The organism is Oceanobacillus luteolus, assembly GCF_023715655.1.
GTDB classification, from domain to species: domain Bacteria; phylum Bacillota; class Bacilli; order Bacillales; family Amphibacillaceae; genus Oceanobacillus; species Oceanobacillus luteolus.
Map to the genome: position 1 here is coordinate 21,983 of NZ_JAMBON010000035.1, position 15,551 is coordinate 37,533.

A 15,551-nucleotide genomic window follows, 5' to 3' on the forward strand; every position below is an offset into this window, starting at 1 on the left:
CATCCGCCGAACACTTCGATAAACCTCCACCTCGTCAGCTATTTTATTTCCGTCCAAAATAGCTCTGGCGCTTTATGATCAATAGATTTCAGGGAATTTCCACCTGAATGACTCTTAAAAAAAGAGTATAGTATATGGTATGCAAAAGTAATATATTGGTTATCTCATACTCTTATTACATACAAAGTTGTTTAATAATGATGCATATATTGTTCTCTTTCCCACGGGTGAACTTGTATTCGAAACATATCCCATTCCATTTCTTTCGCCTCAACAAATCGGCTAAATAAGTGATTGCCAAGTGAATCTCTTATAACTCTATCTTCTTTTAAATGATTTAAAGCTTCCATTAAGGTAGCCGGTAAGTCTACAATGTTCATTTCTTTACGTTTTTCACTACTCATGTCATAAATATTTTCATCTACAGGTGCTGGTGCCTTTTCATTATTCCTAATTCCATCCAATCCTGCAGCAAGTAATACAGCCATTGCCAAATATGGATTCGTTGAAGGATCTACACTTCTCACTTCAATACGTGTACTTTGTTTTCGGGATGCTGGAATACGAATGAGTGGACTCCTATTTTGCGCTGACCAAGCGATATAACAAGGCGCCTCGTAACCTGGAACTAATCGTTTGTAAGAATTTACCGTTGGATTGGTTATAGCTGTAAAGCCTTTGGCGTGCTTTAAGATTCCTGCCATGAAACTCCGGGCTGTATCACTGATTTGAAGCTCTCCTTCCGGATCATAAAAGGCGTTTTCCTTCCCTTTAAATAAGCTCAGATTGCAGTGCATACCAGAACCATTCACTCCAAATAGAGGCTTCGGCATGAACGTCGCGTGTAATCCATGTTTACGGGCTATCGTTTTAACGATTAATTTAAATGTTTGAATATCATCGCAAGCACGCAATGCACCACGATATTTAAAGTCGATTTCATGTTGACCTGGAGCAACCTCATGATGTGATGCCTCAATATCAAACCCTAGTTCTTGTAATTCAAGAACGATATCACGTCTGCAATTCTCTCCTAAATCTGTAGGTGCCAAGTCGAAATATCCACCATGGTCATTGAGTTCGATTGTCGGTTGTCCTTTTTCATCTAATTTAAACAAGAAGAATTCCGGCTCTGCCCCGAGATTGAAATCTGTAAATCCCAGTTCTTCCATATTCTTTAACATCCGTTTTAATAAGAACCGCGGATCTCCTTCAAACGGTGTCCCGTCTGAATAATAGACGTCACAGATGAAACGGGCAATTTTCCCTTTACCTTCTGTGTCCCATGGAAAAATAACAAAGGTTTCTAAATCAGGATAAAGGTACATATCAGACTCTTCTATCCTTACAAATCCTTCTATTGATGAGCCATCAAACATCATCTTATTATCTAACGCTTTAGATAATTGGCTTACTGGTATTTCTACGTTCTTGACTGTTCCAAATAAATCGGTGAACTGTAAACGAATAAATTGCACATTTTGTTCTTTCACCATTGTCATAATATCGTCTCTATCCATATCGTACCCCCAAGTAATGATTTTTTCTAAGTTAGTAAACCCCTCAGTAGAAGGTTTTCCTTCCATCGAGCACAAATCACCACCTTTACATATGGAATTTTTATTTGAGCGATTTACTACTTTTACACTTTAGCATCTGATTTTTCATCTGTATTTGCATTTTTTAATGTAAGATTTGCACTTTTTGTAGGGAACTTAAGTCTGACAAGCCCTTTTATGAAAAGTGGAAATTAACTATATTTTTAAGCGAAGATAGAACCGAGCAAAACTCTCTGTCGTGCACTGTTAAGAGTTGCTCGGTTCTTTTACTTTATTGATTCGTTAACTTTTTATCTAATTTCTGAAGGTTTCTTACCTGTATATTGTTTGAACTGACGGCTGAAGTAATGCAGATCCTTATAACCAAGTGCAGCCGCAGTTTCTGTAACATTCATGCCGGTGATGTATAGCAGATGCTCCGCTCGTCTGATTCGACACTCAATAATATAAGTTTTAACTGTCTGGCCTATTATTTCTTTGAATTTCTGCGCAAAATAGCGTGTGGATAAATTCGCTCTGGCAGCTAAACTTTCGATGGTATGTGGTGTACCCGGATTCTGTTTTACAAAGTTGGCAATCTCATGAATCGTTTCTGTTAATGTATTACTAAATTCCTGCAGAGGAGAGACAGAATCCTGTTCTTCTCTAAGCAATTGAATCATCAGCTGTTTTAATATGAGTTTTGCCTCAATCTCTGAACCATATCCACCGATAAATAGCAGCCGAACATAGCGGGTAAGCAGAGATTCCATACTAATGGTATGTTCAATGATTCGATGAGGGGCTGGAATAAGTTGGAGTTCTCCCCTGACATCAAAGTGGATATAAGTTAATACGAGGGGGTCTTGCGGGTTATGAGTTGCGGTAGTCTCATCCCCTGGCTTAAACAAGAAGCAATGTCCCTTCTCTATTTCATAAGCCTTACCATTTAGAGTCAGTTCACCACTACCGCTCCATACATAGAACAAATCATAATTCGGCATCGGTTTCTCTCTTTTTCGCCACTTCCAGTTTGGTTCGCAATGAATCTTTGCAAAGGAAGGCTTTAGTATAAAGTCTTCTGGATTTATATATAGCATCAAAGACCTCCCCCTAGATTCGAATTTTATACAGCAGCCCGGTTGATTCCGTTATCATCCCGAGCATTTTGCGCGTTTTTTTATGTGCTAATGATAGCAGTATTAAAAAAGTGAGTCAATATGAATCTGTAAAAGCCTCTCCCCATCTTAAAATAGGGAGAGGCTTTTTAAATATGCTGAATGGTGATGATATCTATTCATCTCCTAATGACAGGATAAAGTCCACCAGTACATTCTCATATTCTTTTACAGAGTCAATTAGAACCATCTCTTTTTCTCCGTGCCAATCGTTGCCAACTGGACCAAATTCGACCACACAGCCCCCGTGCTCGATAAAGTATTTTCCATCATTGGAACCATGCTGGCCAAAGAGATTTACTTTTTCAAGTTGAGTGACTCGATTAATGGAATCGCTCAGTTTTTTCACATAAGAATTATCAGCTTCTGTTTGGACAGGCTCACTAAAACTATGAACTGTGACCGTGCTGTCTGTGATCTCCTTAATTTGATTAATAATCTCTTCCGCCGATTGTTCCGGTAAATATCTTATATCCAGTGACATTTCACACTGATCGGGTACTTTATTATAAACATTTCCACCTTTGATTTTTGCTAGATTGATAGAGGGACTATTATAAAAAGAGGAGCTTTCTTGTGCAAACGGCAGTTCTAAAATCTCTTCATATAGACTGATTGCTTTGGTGATTGCATTATCACCTTCCCACGGCCTGCTTCCATGAGCCGGTTTTCCTGAAACGGTAATATCCAGTTGGACTACACCCTTAGCCTGTATACCGATTCCCATATTTGTCGGTTCCCCACAAATGATAAAGTCTCCCAAATAACCATTTTCGGTTAGATATTTGGTGCCATAGACGCCACCTGTTTCTTCATCAGGAACGACTTGCAACATGACCTTGGCAGAAAGTTCTTTGTCTTTCAATTGTGACAAAGCCATCATCGAGGCAGCTACACCTGCCTTCATATCCGCTGCGCCACGACCATACAACTCACCCTCAGCAAGGTAGGGTTCGTACTGATTTTCCTCTGCTTCAACCACATCAATATGTCCGTTTAATACAATTGTTTGATCACCTTGTCCTATTTCACAAACGAGCATATGATATCCTTGATTCTCGATTTTCTTTACAGGTAGACCTTGTTCCATCAGCCATTGCTCACAATAAGCGATCGCTTCATTCACACCCGACTTGGTGGAACTATCGAACTTTATCAGCTCTGTCAATAAGTGGATTGCATTAGCCATCTTATCTCTCCTCCATATCATTTCACGTCAGAATAACTCCAGGTTGTTGTATAGGAGCAAGCACTACTACTTTTACCCTATTTAACTATGTGTTATTCTTCGAAAGTTTCGGAACCCCATTGCATTCCTAAACCCACATTGCTATGTTAGAAAGAGAAAAATAGATGACTAGAAAGGGGACTAAATTGGATGTCGGAGAAAGTATTATCATTACAAAATCTGATGATGAGTTATTCAGATAAAAATGTTTTAAATGGGATAAACCTAGATGTCTATCAGGGACAGATTATAGGATATATTGGCCCAAATGGGGCTGGCAAAAGTACGACATTAAAAATCATGCTTGGATTGGTGGATGGATATGGTGGCGTAGTTGAAATCTTTGGTCATAATATTGCATCGGGCAACGACAGTTACAAACAACGAATTGGTTATGTTCCAGAGAATGCGGAGATATACGATAACTTGACAGCTGCTGAATATCTTTCATTTATTGGAGAGTTATATGGACTGGATCGCGAAAAGGCGGAAAATAAGGCATTAGCTCTACTAGAAGAGTTTGATATGGGAGATGTATTTCACTCCCGAATTTCTTCATTTTCTAAAGGTATGAGGCAAAAGGTTCTCATCGTCTCCAGTTTACTACATAATCCTGATTTAATTTTTCTTGACGAGCCGTTAAGTGGGCTTGATGCGAATAGTGTCATGATTATTAAAGATATGCTTGAAGCTTTAGCTAATCAGGGGAAAACGATATTTTACTCTTCACATATTATGGACGTCGTCGAGAAAATAAGTAATCGCATCGTTTTATTGGTCGATGGTGAAATTGCTGCAGATGGTTCTTTTGAACAATTAAAAGAGCAAAGCAAGGCTGGTTCACTGGAAGCAATATTTAATCAATTGACAGGCTTTGACGAGCATAAAGAAACAGCAGCAAAATTAGTCTCCATTGTCACAGAGGATATTGCATATGAGTGATTTCCGTATGTTAAAAGTTCTCGATACCTTTCAAGCAGTATTCCGCAAATTAGATATTGATTATAACTTGATGCGGAAAATCCTTGAAATCAAACTTACAATGGACGGAAGACGGATTCCAACTATATTGAGTCAGAACTCGAAGAAAAAAGAGGGTAATCAATTTCTTAAATCATTATGGATTTATGCCTTATATGGACTTACTCTTATCCCGTTCGCATTTTTCGGTGATAATTATTTATTCCAAATGAGTATTATTACTGGAATTGCCATGTTCATTTTGATGACCTCGATGATTTCGGATTTCTCCTCCGTACTACTTGATGTGCGCGATAAAATCATTTTGAATACGAAACCAGTAAATAGTAGAACCATTAATGCAGCAAAATTCTTGCATGTCTCTATTTATTTAATTCTAATCACCGGGTCATTTATTTCTATTCCGGCAATTGTATTTCTTTTTTCAAAAGGGTTTATCTACTTCCTTCTATTTCTTAGTGGGATTATCCTAATAGACCTTTTAGTTTTAGCTTTTACTGCACTTATCTATATGTTTGTCTTAAGATTTTTTGATGGCGAAAAGCTGAAGGATATGATTAATTATGTACAAATCGTACTAGCTATCGCGGTTGTAGTGGGTTATCAAATTATCATAAGATTATTCGATGTTGCAGGATTTGAATATGTATACAACTTCAGTTGGTGGCATGTATTGATTCCACCAATATGGTTTGGCGCACCGTTTGAGCTGGTGCTGAATCAAAATTATGCCTTTGAAATTGTTGTCTTATCTTCATTAGCGGTCGTAGCGCCGATTCTATCCATCTTTATCTATTATTTACTCATGCCATCTTTCGAACGGAATCTACAAAAACTAATGGAGCAATCTAGTACAAAAAAGAAGCATAGAAGAACACTCCAAGATCTCTTTGAAAGATTGATTTGTTTTAGTAGTGAAGAACGAGCATTTTACAGATTTTCTTCCATTATGCTTAGTAGGGAAAGAGAGTTTAAACTGAAAGTGTACCCGTCTCTTGGAATGGCTTTCGTTTTCCCTTTAATTTTTCTCTTTAACAATTTGAGTTATCAGACACTAGATGAATTGGGGCAAGGTAAACTCTTTTTAAGCATCTATTTTTCCAATATTATCATTGGAACAGTTGTTTATATGCTGCAGTTTTCCGCAAAATATAAAGGAGCATGGATTTTTAAAACAACACCTATTCAAAAACATTACATTGTCTATAGCGCTACAATAAAAGCATTTCTCGTAAAGCTTTACTTCCCAATTATTTTTATACTTTCTATCATATATATCTGGATATATTCATTCCGTATCTTACCCGACTTAGCAGTGATTGTGGTCTCAGCTCTCTTACTGGTGCTGATCGCCTACAAGATCTATAATAACGAGAAATTTCCGTTTACTGAACCGATTGATAGCGCCCAACAAGGCGGCGGTGCTACTGGAAAAATTATTCTATTTATGATTATTGTTGGGATATTTGCGTTTGTACATGGAATCATCTCTCTTATCCCTTATGCAATTTATGGATATTTGGTAGCTCTTATTGGGCTTACTATCATATTATGGAAGAGAATATTGAAGTAGATGTAAAAAATTCAGGACAGTCCAATACACAGACTTTTGCTAGTGTATTGGACTGTCCTATTACGTTCTATAACATAAGGGGGTGCTCCAACCGCTATTACGATTAGAGACTATGAGCATTAAATTCTAGTAGCTTCTGTTACAGCAATGACAGAATTTCTTCTTAAACTTTTTCTCTTTTTTGCACTCACATTCACAAGATTTCTTCTTACTTGAATGGTATTTCTCATCATGTGATTCAGAGTCATAATAATCATGTTTCTTCTTACATGGCTCATAATCATAACAATCATGCTTCTTCTTACATGGCTCATAATCGTAACAATCATGTTTCTTCTTACATGGCTCATGATCGTAACAATCATGCTTCTTCTTACATGGCTCATGATCACAACAATCATTCTTCTTATATGAAGAAGAATAGTAGCGATCATATTTCGCATCATAGTAGAACATAACTTACCCCTCCTTTCATACTTAACTTATGTATTTCTAATATGAATAGATTGGACAAAGTAAATAGTAGAAGGCACAATTTTATATAGTACGAAATTAAAAATATAGAAAACTTTCACACCTACCTATTAAAAAAGAGGTTTCCATTACGTTTTGTAACATAATGGAAAACCTCTTAATTGAAGAAATATTATTAGTTTACTTTAAAAGAATTTCTTTAGAAAAGATTTATCTCTTCCCTTTGTCATAAATCTCACCTAACGCTCTCGGAGCCTGATTAGATTTAGAGAAGAAGATTAATAATAATAACGTTAACACATACGGTAAAATCATGAATAAATCTGTGAAGCTACTTGGTAATGCCAGCGCTTGTGATATGAACGTTCCTCCAGATTTGGCAAAACCAAATAATAGACAAGCTGCTAAAGTAGGGAGAATCTTCCAATTACCAAAGATTAACGCAGCAATGGCCAAGAATCCGTATCCCATATAAATGCTTGAAGAGAATTGTGCAGATATGGAATAAGCAAAACACATACCTGCGAGACCCGATAATAGACCAGATATAAGAACGGCAGAAAACCGGATTTTTGCTACATCCACTCCAGCTGCATCAACCGAATGAGGATTCTCACCACTCGCTCTTAAGTGTAATCCGAATCTTGTTTTATATAATACATACCAAGCAAAAATAGCAATCACAATAATGATCACTTGGAACGGATATACATCTGTAAATACTGCTCCAATCACTGGTATGTCTGCTAAACCTTCAATTGTAAACCGCTCTGAAACACCTAAGCGGAACTTATCTGAAGCCGCCCCGAATACGAGAGCATTTATCTGCGTTGTTAAAAATGTCGTCAGTGCTAGCGCAAGTATATTGATTACAACACCGCTGATGACTTGATTCGCTTTAAATTTAATACTTAATACTGCATGAATTACAGAAAAGCCCATACCGCCGATCATTGCAAATAGTAACGCCACATAAAATAGATTTTCAACGTCTGTACCATAAGCATTCGCGATCAGCACAGCTGACAAAGCCCCAATGAAAGCTCCGAAACCTTGAAAACCTTCAAGTGCCAGATTTGTAATCCCGCTTTTTTCACTATATATACCGCCGATTGCCATGATAAAAAGAGGCAGAGCGAAGGATAATCCATCAATAATAATCGTATCCATTATGATTCACTGTCCTTTCGTTCCACTTCTTTTTCCTTCAAGCTGCTGACCTTATGCTTCAAGTATGCACCACAAGCACTAAACAACAGAATCAATCCGATGATTACAGAAGCAATTTCTTGTCTGATTCCTGCCTGTGAACTCATATACGTGCTTCCCTCATCAATAATGGAAACTAAGAAGGATGAAAAAATAATTCCAATTGGATGAGTGTTTCCTAATAATGCGACCGCAATGGAATCAAAACCGATATTTGATAATACTTTCGGCTGTATGGAAGCAAAATAACCTAAATAATACGTTACACCTGCAAGACCAGCCAAACTTCCTGAAATAACCATCGCTAAGACCGTATTTTTTCCAACCTTGATTCCTGTATATTTAGCTGCATTACGGTTAGATCCTACAGCTTTAATTTCATATCCAACAACGGTTTTATCCATAAGGAACTTGATGAAAATTGCGATGGCAATTGCTAAGATAAAGCCTAATGAAATATCCATTTTTAAATTTGCCAGTTCGACATCCACTAACGTCAAGCGCGCTGCTTCTGTAATATATTTGGATTGTCTTGAAACCGGATCGATATAGTACATATGGATAAAGAAGCTTATGACGTACTGGGCAATGTAATTTAGCATAATAGTAGTAACAACTTCATGAATGTTGAATTTGTATTTTAACCAACCTACTAATCCACCCATTAGACCACCAGCAACGATACCAATCATCAATACAAGTGGTTTTGCAATGAATGCATCCAGCCCACTGTAGCCGACAATGATGGTGGCCAAAAATCCGGAGACAAGCATTTGTCCGGAAACTCCAATATTAAATAATCCTGCTTTGAGGGCAACTGCCACTGCCAAACTAGCAAATATAAGTGGCGTCATGGCATTAAGCAAACTCAAGAAATCTGTCAGCATGCTCTTATAGCCAGCATAGGAAGCTTTCGGAAATATCCCTGCTCCTTGAAACAAATTATAAAATGCTATTATCGGATTTTTGCCAAGTAAAAGGATGACAATAGCCGCAGCAATAAAACTAATTAGAATAGAAAACACAGGAATGGTAATTGGTTGCCATTTCTCATTCCGTATTGGCCATAATAGACGATAACTTAAACTAACTTTCTTTTTATTCTTACTCATGTCTAGCCCCCATCATATATTCGCCAACTTCATTCGTTGTTAATGATTCACTGCTTGCAACTTTTTGCAGTCGGCCATTATAGATCACTCCGATTGTATCGGCTACATTCATAATCTCATCCAGCTCCAGTGAAACGAGCAAGATCGCTTTGCCTTGATCACGTTGTTGAATAATCATATTATGAATATTTTCTATCGCACCAATATCGACTCCGCGTGTTGGCTGAACAAAGATCATAAGCGGGGATTGTAATTCGATCTCACGGGCAATAATTGCTTTTTGTTGGTTACCACCACTCATTGATCGAACTTGCGTGTGAATCCCTTGTCCACTACGAATATCATATTTATCAATCAGCCGACTTCCGAATTGCTCAAATTCCAGGCTTTTTAATATGCCTTTATTGGAAAAAGGCTCTTTATAATATTGCTTCGCACCCAGGTTCGTCGATAAATCAAAGTCTAAAAATAGTCCATATCTTTGACGATCCTCAGGAATATAAGAGATTCCAGTCTCCGTTCTATTTCTAATACTGTCATGCGTAATATCCTTACCATTGAGGAAAATCTTCCCACCACTGGCTTTCGTCAACCCAGCAATGGCATCTGCAATCTCAACTTGTCCATTATCTGCGACACCCGCTATTGCAAATATCTCACCGCCGTGTATCGTAAAGGAAACGTCTTGCACCACTTCAAAGCCGTCCTCATTTTTCACTGTTAAATGTTCAACTTTCAATACTTCCTCTTTGAATTGTGCAGGTGCTTTTTCAGATTCAAAGCTTACCTCACGTCCGACCATTAATTGTGCCATTAAATTGATGGAAGTCGTTTTTACATCTAGTACATCAACTAATTTACCTTTATTTAATACGGCACATCGATCGGCCACTTTTTTGATTTCTTCCAACTTATGTGTAATTAATATGATTGTTTTTCCGCTATTTCGCAGACCTTCGATAATACCTAGCAGAAAATCAATCTCTTGTGGAGTTAGAACTGCCGTTGGTTCATCAAAAATAAGGATTTCAGCTTCGCGATAAAGCACTTTTAAAATTTCTACACGTTGTTGCATCGAAACCGTAAGATCCGCTATTTTTTTCTTCGGATCCACTTCCAAGCCAAAGCTCTTCGACAATTCCTCGATTGTACGATTGGCATTTCGAATATTCACATACGGAAAGAGACCAGCAAACTTGCTGATGGGCTCCATCCCTAAGATGATATTCTCTGTAATTGTATAATCATCGACCAACTTAAAATGCTGATGGACCATTCCTATATTCAGGTTGGCTGCATGGTTCGGTGATTTGATTTGAACCTTCTCTCCACGTATATAGATTTCGCCTTCATCCGGTTCGTACATACCGCTTAAGATACTCATCAATGTTGATTTACCTGCACCATTTTCACCAAGCAGGGCAAATATTTCCCCCTTTTTAATACCGAGGGATACATCGTCATTCGCAACTATTCCAGGAAATCGTTTGGTTATATGTTTCATTTCTACTATATAATCAGACATTATTCTTTCTCCTTCCTCAGCCTGTAATAGGAAAAATAATAGAAGTTCATCATTCCCTGAATAAAAACAACTGTTAGGGTTTTGATAAACTTCTACTAATATTGTGTTTCTAATAAATTTTAAAGTCCTGGAAAATCTTCTGGAGAATGCTCATTGAAGTTAGATGCAGGTACAACCGTACCATCTTTCACTAACTCGTAAGCTTCATCCAATTTACTTAGCGTATCGTCAGATAGTTGATGACGGCCTTCTTCTTTTATATAACCAGTTGAATCTGTATCTGCATGAAGAACCACATTTCCGCCTTCAAATGTTCCATCGACGATAGAATTCAACGCTCTTTCAATATTCATTGCCATGAATTTCACACCAGAAGTTAATACGATATTTTCAGAACCATTAGCACCTTCATCATATTGGTCAACGTCGACACCAATTACTTTCACATCGTCTTTAGCTTCCTTAACTGCTGTGAACACTCCATTACCGGTACCACCTGCAGCTACAAATATGATATCCGCGCCTTCTTTAATCAAGGCATTTCCGATTACCTTACCAGTTGGTTCGTCTGCAAAAGATCCTGCGTAGTTTCCACCAACATCTTCACCTGTTACATCAGTCCCTGCATAACCTGATAGTTCAACAAGTTCAACATCTTTACCATAAACTTTATTAGCATAATTAACGCCTGATTCAAAACCAAATTGATAGTTTACATTGGAAGGATAAGCAATACCATTTACAACGGCTACTTTATTTGTTTTAGTTTCCAGTGCAGCTGCAATTCCTGCAAAGAAACCACTTTCTTGTTCAGCGAAGTTCATCGCATAAATATTATCGAAATCAGTTTGGCCATCTACAGGAGCTGGCTCGGAGTCATTTAAAATGAACATTTTATCAGGATTCTCTACCGCGATGCTTGAAACTCCAGCAAATTGGAATCCAGGTGTTATAATTACATCGTAATCTGCCACGATATCTGCTACCGCTTGAACTGCAGCGGCTGGATCACCAGATTCTTCTCTAACAGCTTTTACTGTTGCATCTGGATGATTTTCGATAAACTGCAAAATTCCATTATAGTTATCTTCATTGAAGTTTCCATCATCAACACCGGAAGGACTTGTTATGATTGCAATTTTCAAACCTTCTTCATCAGCTCCAGCATCCGCTTCATTGTCATTAGCTGAATCACTGCCACAAGCTGCCAAAACAGCTGTTATGAATGCAATTAATAAGATCATTGCGAATTTCTTTGTACTTTTATTCATCGAAATTATCTCCTCTGTTAATCATGATGTTTGTAAAAATTAAAAAAAGCACCGTGTTTTACCGGTGCTTGACTTCAGGAAGGTAGATGGAGATGTGACAGTCTTATCTCAGTTTTATCTCCAAATTTATATACACAACCTCATAGTCAAGCTATTTACGGTAGCTTGGTAGAAACTTTCGGGCCATATCCCCAATATTATACGAGAATGTTTATTTAATTTTTACTAACTTATAGTAACACCATGGCTCGTATTCGTCAATACAAGATACGAACATTAATTAATAATAAACAATAAACGTTCGCGTATTATTCGTAAAATCCTTATTTCATATATAAAAAATAGGTTTTTGGTAAAATATCCTAACATTAAAGATTGATTTATAAGAAATCACTGATTATTTACATAAACTAGAAACTTTCCATAAGTTAAGTGGAGGTCACTTGGAGCAATTCGAGCTGTAAATGTGCGAAGACTGTGAACACTCCCCTAGAAGCGGCACGATACCTATTGACATTTCAACCAATCCTAGCCATAATAGTAAACAATATATTGGAACGTTGATAAAGGATCAGTAAGTAGTCCCTGCTATGAAAGAGAGTGGAATTTATTAGCTGAAAGATTCCATCGTAGACAGCCTGCCGAACCTACCTTTAGAGTCCCATGCCAAAACATGGGCGCCGAACAAGCGTTATTGTTTAAGTGGAATGTGCACAGATTTTGTGCGCCATTCAAGTAATGGTGGTACCGCGGAAGCAAGCCCTTTCGTCCTTATGCTTATAGGATGAATGGGCTTTTTTGTATTTAATTTGATTCCTAACAGTATCTCGTATCTAACATCCTTATGAGAGTTTTATCAGAAATAATAGAGGTGACCATAATGCAAAAACAACGGATTGTAGTCAAAATAGGAAGCAGTTCCCTTACAAATGAAAAAGGGGAAATTGATCAAGAAAAATTGGGAAATCATGTAGATGCACTGGCTATGCTTCGTAAAGCAAATCATGAAGTTATCCTTGTAACTTCTGGCGCCGTTGCTGCAGGTTTCCGGGGACTTGGTTATTCATCTAGACCGGTTACTTTAAAAGGTAGGCAAGCCGCAGCAGCTATTGGTCAAAGTTTATTGATTCAATCTTATCTGGAGAAATTAAGTGCTTATGATATAACAGCAGCATTGCTATTGTTGACAAGAGATGACTTCTCCAATCGTGAACGCTACCGGAATGCGTATGCAACGATAACAGAACTATTGGATAGGGGTATTTTACCAATCATTAATGAGAATGATACCGTATCGATTGCAGAATTGACGTTTGGAGATAACGATATGCTATCCGCTTTGGTCAGTGGCTTTATTCATGCCGACCAACTCATTATTTTAACGGACATCAATGGCATCTATAGTGGAAATCCAAAGACTGATCCTTCAGCGTATAAATATGAATTCATCCAAAAAATATCAAATGAAATGATTCAAGCTGCAGATTCAGGTGGCTCCAAAGTTGGAACAGGTGGAATGAAATCGAAATTAATGGCGGCTAAAACCGCAACATCACTAGGGATTCCTGTCTTTATCGGGCATGGTAAAGGTCCGGATAAACTGATACAAGCCTTAGAAGGAAATGGTGATGGAACTTATATTGCTAGTCATTCCAAGGTACCAATCAACACGAGAAAGCAATGGATTGCGCTCCACTCGGAGTCGACAGGTAAGATTTATATTGACCAAGGAGCGGAGGAAGCAATATCTCAGCGAGGAAGTAGTCTACTCTCTGCCGGAGTAATTAAGAGCAGTGGGACTTTTGAGAAAGGAGATGTTGTCGAGGTCTATGGCATTCATGATTTACTTGGTAAGGGTGAAGTAAGTTGTTCCTCTGTTGAATTAAACAAGGAAATTAAGAGGTACCTGGAACGAGATATTAATGAAATTACACCTTCCATCGAGGTAATCCATCGCGATGGCTGGGTAAGTAAACATAAAATGGGGGAGGTATTATCATGAGTGAAGTGATTCAAAAAGGAAAAGCCGCTAAAACAGCAAGTTACCTTATGTCAGCAGCAACAACGAAAGAAAAAAATGATGCATTAGCATTAATTGCAGAACAACTGATTTTAGACAAGGCTATCATTCTTCAAGAAAATGAAAGGGATCTTGTAGCAGGTAAAGAAAAGGATATTCCTGCATCTGTACTTGACCGGATTATGCTGAATGAAGAAAGATTGGAAGCAATTGCCGCAGCAATCCACCAAATTATTGAGCTCACCGACCCAATAGGTGAAACATTAACAACAATCCCTAAAGAAAATGGATTAACGATCGAAGAAAAGCGTGTGCCAATTGGTGTTGTAGCGATGATTTATGAAGCGAGACCAAATGTGACAGTAGATGCAGCAGCTCTGACATTAAAAACTGGAAATGCAGTAATCCTTAGAGGCAGCTCTTCCGCAAAATATTCCAACATGGCATTAGTCAACTCCATTCATACTGCATTGGAGAAAAGTACACTGCCGGTTCATGCTGTACAATTAATCGAAGATACTAATCGAGAAACAGCGAAGGAATTATTCAATTTAAATGGATATATAGATGTTCTTATCCCAAGAGGTGGTAAGAACCTAATTGATACAGTAGTACGGGAAGCATCCGTTCCAGTAATTGAAACCGGGGCTGGTAACTGCCATGTATTCATCGATAAGACAGCAGAAAAGGAAATGGCAGAACAAATTGTTTTAAACGCAAAACTTCAGCGCCCGTCCGTTTGTAATGCTATCGAATCCCTCTTGATTGACAACACATGGTTCACGAAACATGGGGAGGAACTTTTAAAGAAATTAAGTTCCAATGGGGTTGAGATTTATGCTGGCGAAAACGTGCGTAATGTATATCCTATCGCTAAAGAAGCAACTGCAGAAGACTGGGGCACCGAATACCTCGGATATGCGATCAGCGTGAAATTGGTGGATACAGTAGAACAAGCAATCGAGCATATTAATCAATACGGAACAAAGCACTCTGAAGCTATTATTACAGAAACAGATGCACATGCTGAAAAGTTCTTGCAGCAAGTTGATGCAGCAGCTGTTTATCACAACGCTTCAACCCGTTTTACGGATGGATTTGAATTTGGATTTGGAGCAGAAATCGGGATCAGCACACAAAAATTACATGCTAGAGGACCAATGGGGCTGGAAGCATTAACTTCAAATAAGTTCCAAATCAAAGGGAATGGGCAAGTTAGAAACTAATGAGGTAAGCTAAATTATATGATTTATTCGCATAATAAAAGGTCTCCACTAAGTTCAATAACTTAGTGGAGACCTTTTTTCTTTTGAAATTAGGGAGTGTAAAATAAACTGTGTAAGTGAGAGAGCGTACGGCTCTTGCTTCGCAGTTTATTTTTTTATTGTTAGAATAAACATATAAGATTGGGAGGTTATTCTATTGACTAAGTCAAAGCGAGA

At 37.9% G+C, this 15,551-nt stretch carries 12 protein-coding genes and 1 riboswitch; of the genes, 4 read left to right on the plus strand and 8 right to left on the minus strand.

Annotated features, from left to right (window positions below):
* Positions 1-191 precede the first annotated feature (191 nt).
* The 3 genes from glnA to M3210_RS15910 all read right to left on the minus strand — a co-directional run bounded on the left by glnA (position 192) and on the right by M3210_RS15910 (position 3,905).
* Positions 192-1,520 (minus strand): type I glutamate--ammonia ligase, encoded by a 1,329-nt coding sequence (gene glnA / locus M3210_RS15900; RefSeq protein ID WP_251516380.1) that lies wholly within the window; start codon positions 1,518-1,520, stop codon positions 192-194.
* A 329-nt stretch (positions 1,521-1,849) separates the two neighbouring features.
* Complete coding sequence (locus M3210_RS15905; RefSeq protein WP_251516420.1) at positions 1,850-2,638, minus strand: helix-turn-helix domain-containing protein; 789 nt, start codon at positions 2,636-2,638, stop codon at positions 1,850-1,852.
* Between the two features lie 193 nt (positions 2,639-2,831).
* Positions 2,832-3,905 carry a M20 family metallopeptidase gene (locus tag M3210_RS15910; protein WP_251516383.1) on the minus strand — a complete coding sequence of 358 codons (1,074 nt, stop codon included), beginning with the start codon at positions 3,903-3,905 and terminating at the stop codon, positions 2,832-2,834.
* Positions 3,906-4,094: 189 nt separating this feature from the next.
* On the opposite strand from M3210_RS15910, the gene M3210_RS15915 reads away from it, so the two are divergent.
* Positions 4,095-4,886 carry an ABC transporter ATP-binding protein gene (locus tag M3210_RS15915; RefSeq protein ID WP_251516388.1) on the plus strand — a complete coding sequence of 264 codons (792 nt, stop codon included), beginning with the start codon at positions 4,095-4,097 and terminating at the stop codon, positions 4,884-4,886.
* Entirely contained in the window at positions 4,879-6,498 is a 1,620-nt protein-coding gene (locus M3210_RS15920; RefSeq protein ID WP_251516391.1) for a hypothetical protein, read from the plus strand. The genes M3210_RS15915 and M3210_RS15920 overlap by 8 nt, the downstream gene beginning before the upstream one ends.
* Positions 6,499-6,617: 119 nt before the next feature.
* On the opposite strand, the gene M3210_RS15925 is transcribed toward M3210_RS15920, so the two are convergent.
* From M3210_RS15925 to M3210_RS15945, 5 genes are all read right to left on the minus strand, one after another.
* Entirely contained in the window at positions 6,618-6,932 is a 315-nt protein-coding gene (locus M3210_RS15925; RefSeq protein WP_251516394.1) for a hypothetical protein, read from the minus strand.
* A gap of 250 nt (positions 6,933-7,182) precedes the next feature.
* Positions 7,183-8,142, minus strand: coding sequence for an ABC transporter permease (locus M3210_RS15930; protein WP_251516397.1), 960 nt, complete (start codon positions 8,140-8,142; stop codon positions 7,183-7,185).
* Entirely contained in the window at positions 8,142-9,293 is a 1,152-nt protein-coding gene (locus M3210_RS15935; RefSeq protein ID WP_251516400.1) for an ABC transporter permease, read from the minus strand. The genes M3210_RS15930 and M3210_RS15935 overlap by 1 nt, the downstream gene beginning before the upstream one ends.
* Positions 9,286-10,818 (minus strand): ABC transporter ATP-binding protein, encoded by a 1,533-nt coding sequence (locus tag M3210_RS15940; protein WP_251516403.1) that lies wholly within the window; start codon positions 10,816-10,818, stop codon positions 9,286-9,288. Before M3210_RS15940 ends, M3210_RS15935 begins: the two co-directional genes overlap by 8 nt.
* A 119-nt stretch (positions 10,819-10,937) precedes the next feature.
* The gene (locus M3210_RS15945) at positions 10,938-12,089 is read right to left on the minus strand and encodes a BMP family lipoprotein (protein ID WP_251516412.1); all 1,152 of its coding nucleotides are present in this window, start codon (positions 12,087-12,089) and stop codon (positions 10,938-10,940) included.
* Between the two features lie 123 nt (positions 12,090-12,212).
* A riboswitch (purine riboswitch) is annotated at positions 12,213-12,314 on the minus strand.
* Between the two features lie 655 nt (positions 12,315-12,969).
* Here M3210_RS15945 and proB point away from each other — a divergent pair.
* Both proB and M3210_RS15955 read left to right on the plus strand, forming a co-directional pair.
* On the plus strand, positions 12,970-14,091 hold the full coding sequence (gene proB / locus M3210_RS15950; protein WP_251516414.1) for a glutamate 5-kinase: 1,122 nt from the start codon (positions 12,970-12,972) through the stop codon (positions 14,089-14,091).
* Entirely contained in the window at positions 14,088-15,335 is a 1,248-nt protein-coding gene (locus tag M3210_RS15955; RefSeq protein WP_251516416.1) for a glutamate-5-semialdehyde dehydrogenase, read from the plus strand. The genes proB and M3210_RS15955 overlap by 4 nt, the downstream gene beginning before the upstream one ends.
* Positions 15,336-15,551 lie beyond the last annotated feature (216 nt).

Excerpts from the sequence above, each read along its gene's own strand:
- glnA (WP_251516380.1), bottom strand. The coding sequence starts at position 1,520 with ATGGATAGAGACGATATTATGACAATGGTGAAAGAACAAAATGTGCAA.
- M3210_RS15905 (WP_251516420.1), bottom strand. The coding sequence starts at position 2,638 with ATGCTATATATAAATCCAGAAGACTTTATACTAAAGCCTTCCTTTGCA.
- M3210_RS15910 (WP_251516383.1), bottom strand. The coding sequence starts at position 3,905 with ATGGCTAATGCAATCCACTTATTGACAGAGCTGATAAAGTTCGATAGT.
- M3210_RS15915 (WP_251516388.1), top strand. The coding sequence starts at position 4,095 with ATGTCGGAGAAAGTATTATCATTACAAAATCTGATGATGAGTTATTCA.
- M3210_RS15920 (WP_251516391.1), top strand. The coding sequence starts at position 4,879 with ATGAGTGATTTCCGTATGTTAAAAGTTCTCGATACCTTTCAAGCAGTA.
- M3210_RS15925 (WP_251516394.1), bottom strand. The coding sequence starts at position 6,932 with ATGATCGCTACTATTCTTCTTCATATAAGAAGAATGATTGTTGTGATC.
- M3210_RS15930 (WP_251516397.1), bottom strand. The coding sequence starts at position 8,142 with ATGGATACGATTATTATTGATGGATTATCCTTCGCTCTGCCTCTTTTT.
- M3210_RS15935 (WP_251516400.1), bottom strand. The coding sequence starts at position 9,293 with ATGAGTAAGAATAAAAAGAAAGTTAGTTTAAGTTATCGTCTATTATGG.
- M3210_RS15940 (WP_251516403.1), bottom strand. The coding sequence starts at position 10,818 with ATGTCTGATTATATAGTAGAAATGAAACATATAACCAAACGATTTCCT.
- M3210_RS15945 (WP_251516412.1), bottom strand. The coding sequence starts at position 12,089 with ATGAATAAAAGTACAAAGAAATTCGCAATGATCTTATTAATTGCATTC.
- proB (WP_251516414.1), top strand. The coding sequence starts at position 12,970 with ATGCAAAAACAACGGATTGTAGTCAAAATAGGAAGCAGTTCCCTTACA.
- M3210_RS15955 (WP_251516416.1), top strand. The coding sequence starts at position 14,088 with ATGAGTGAAGTGATTCAAAAAGGAAAAGCCGCTAAAACAGCAAGTTAC.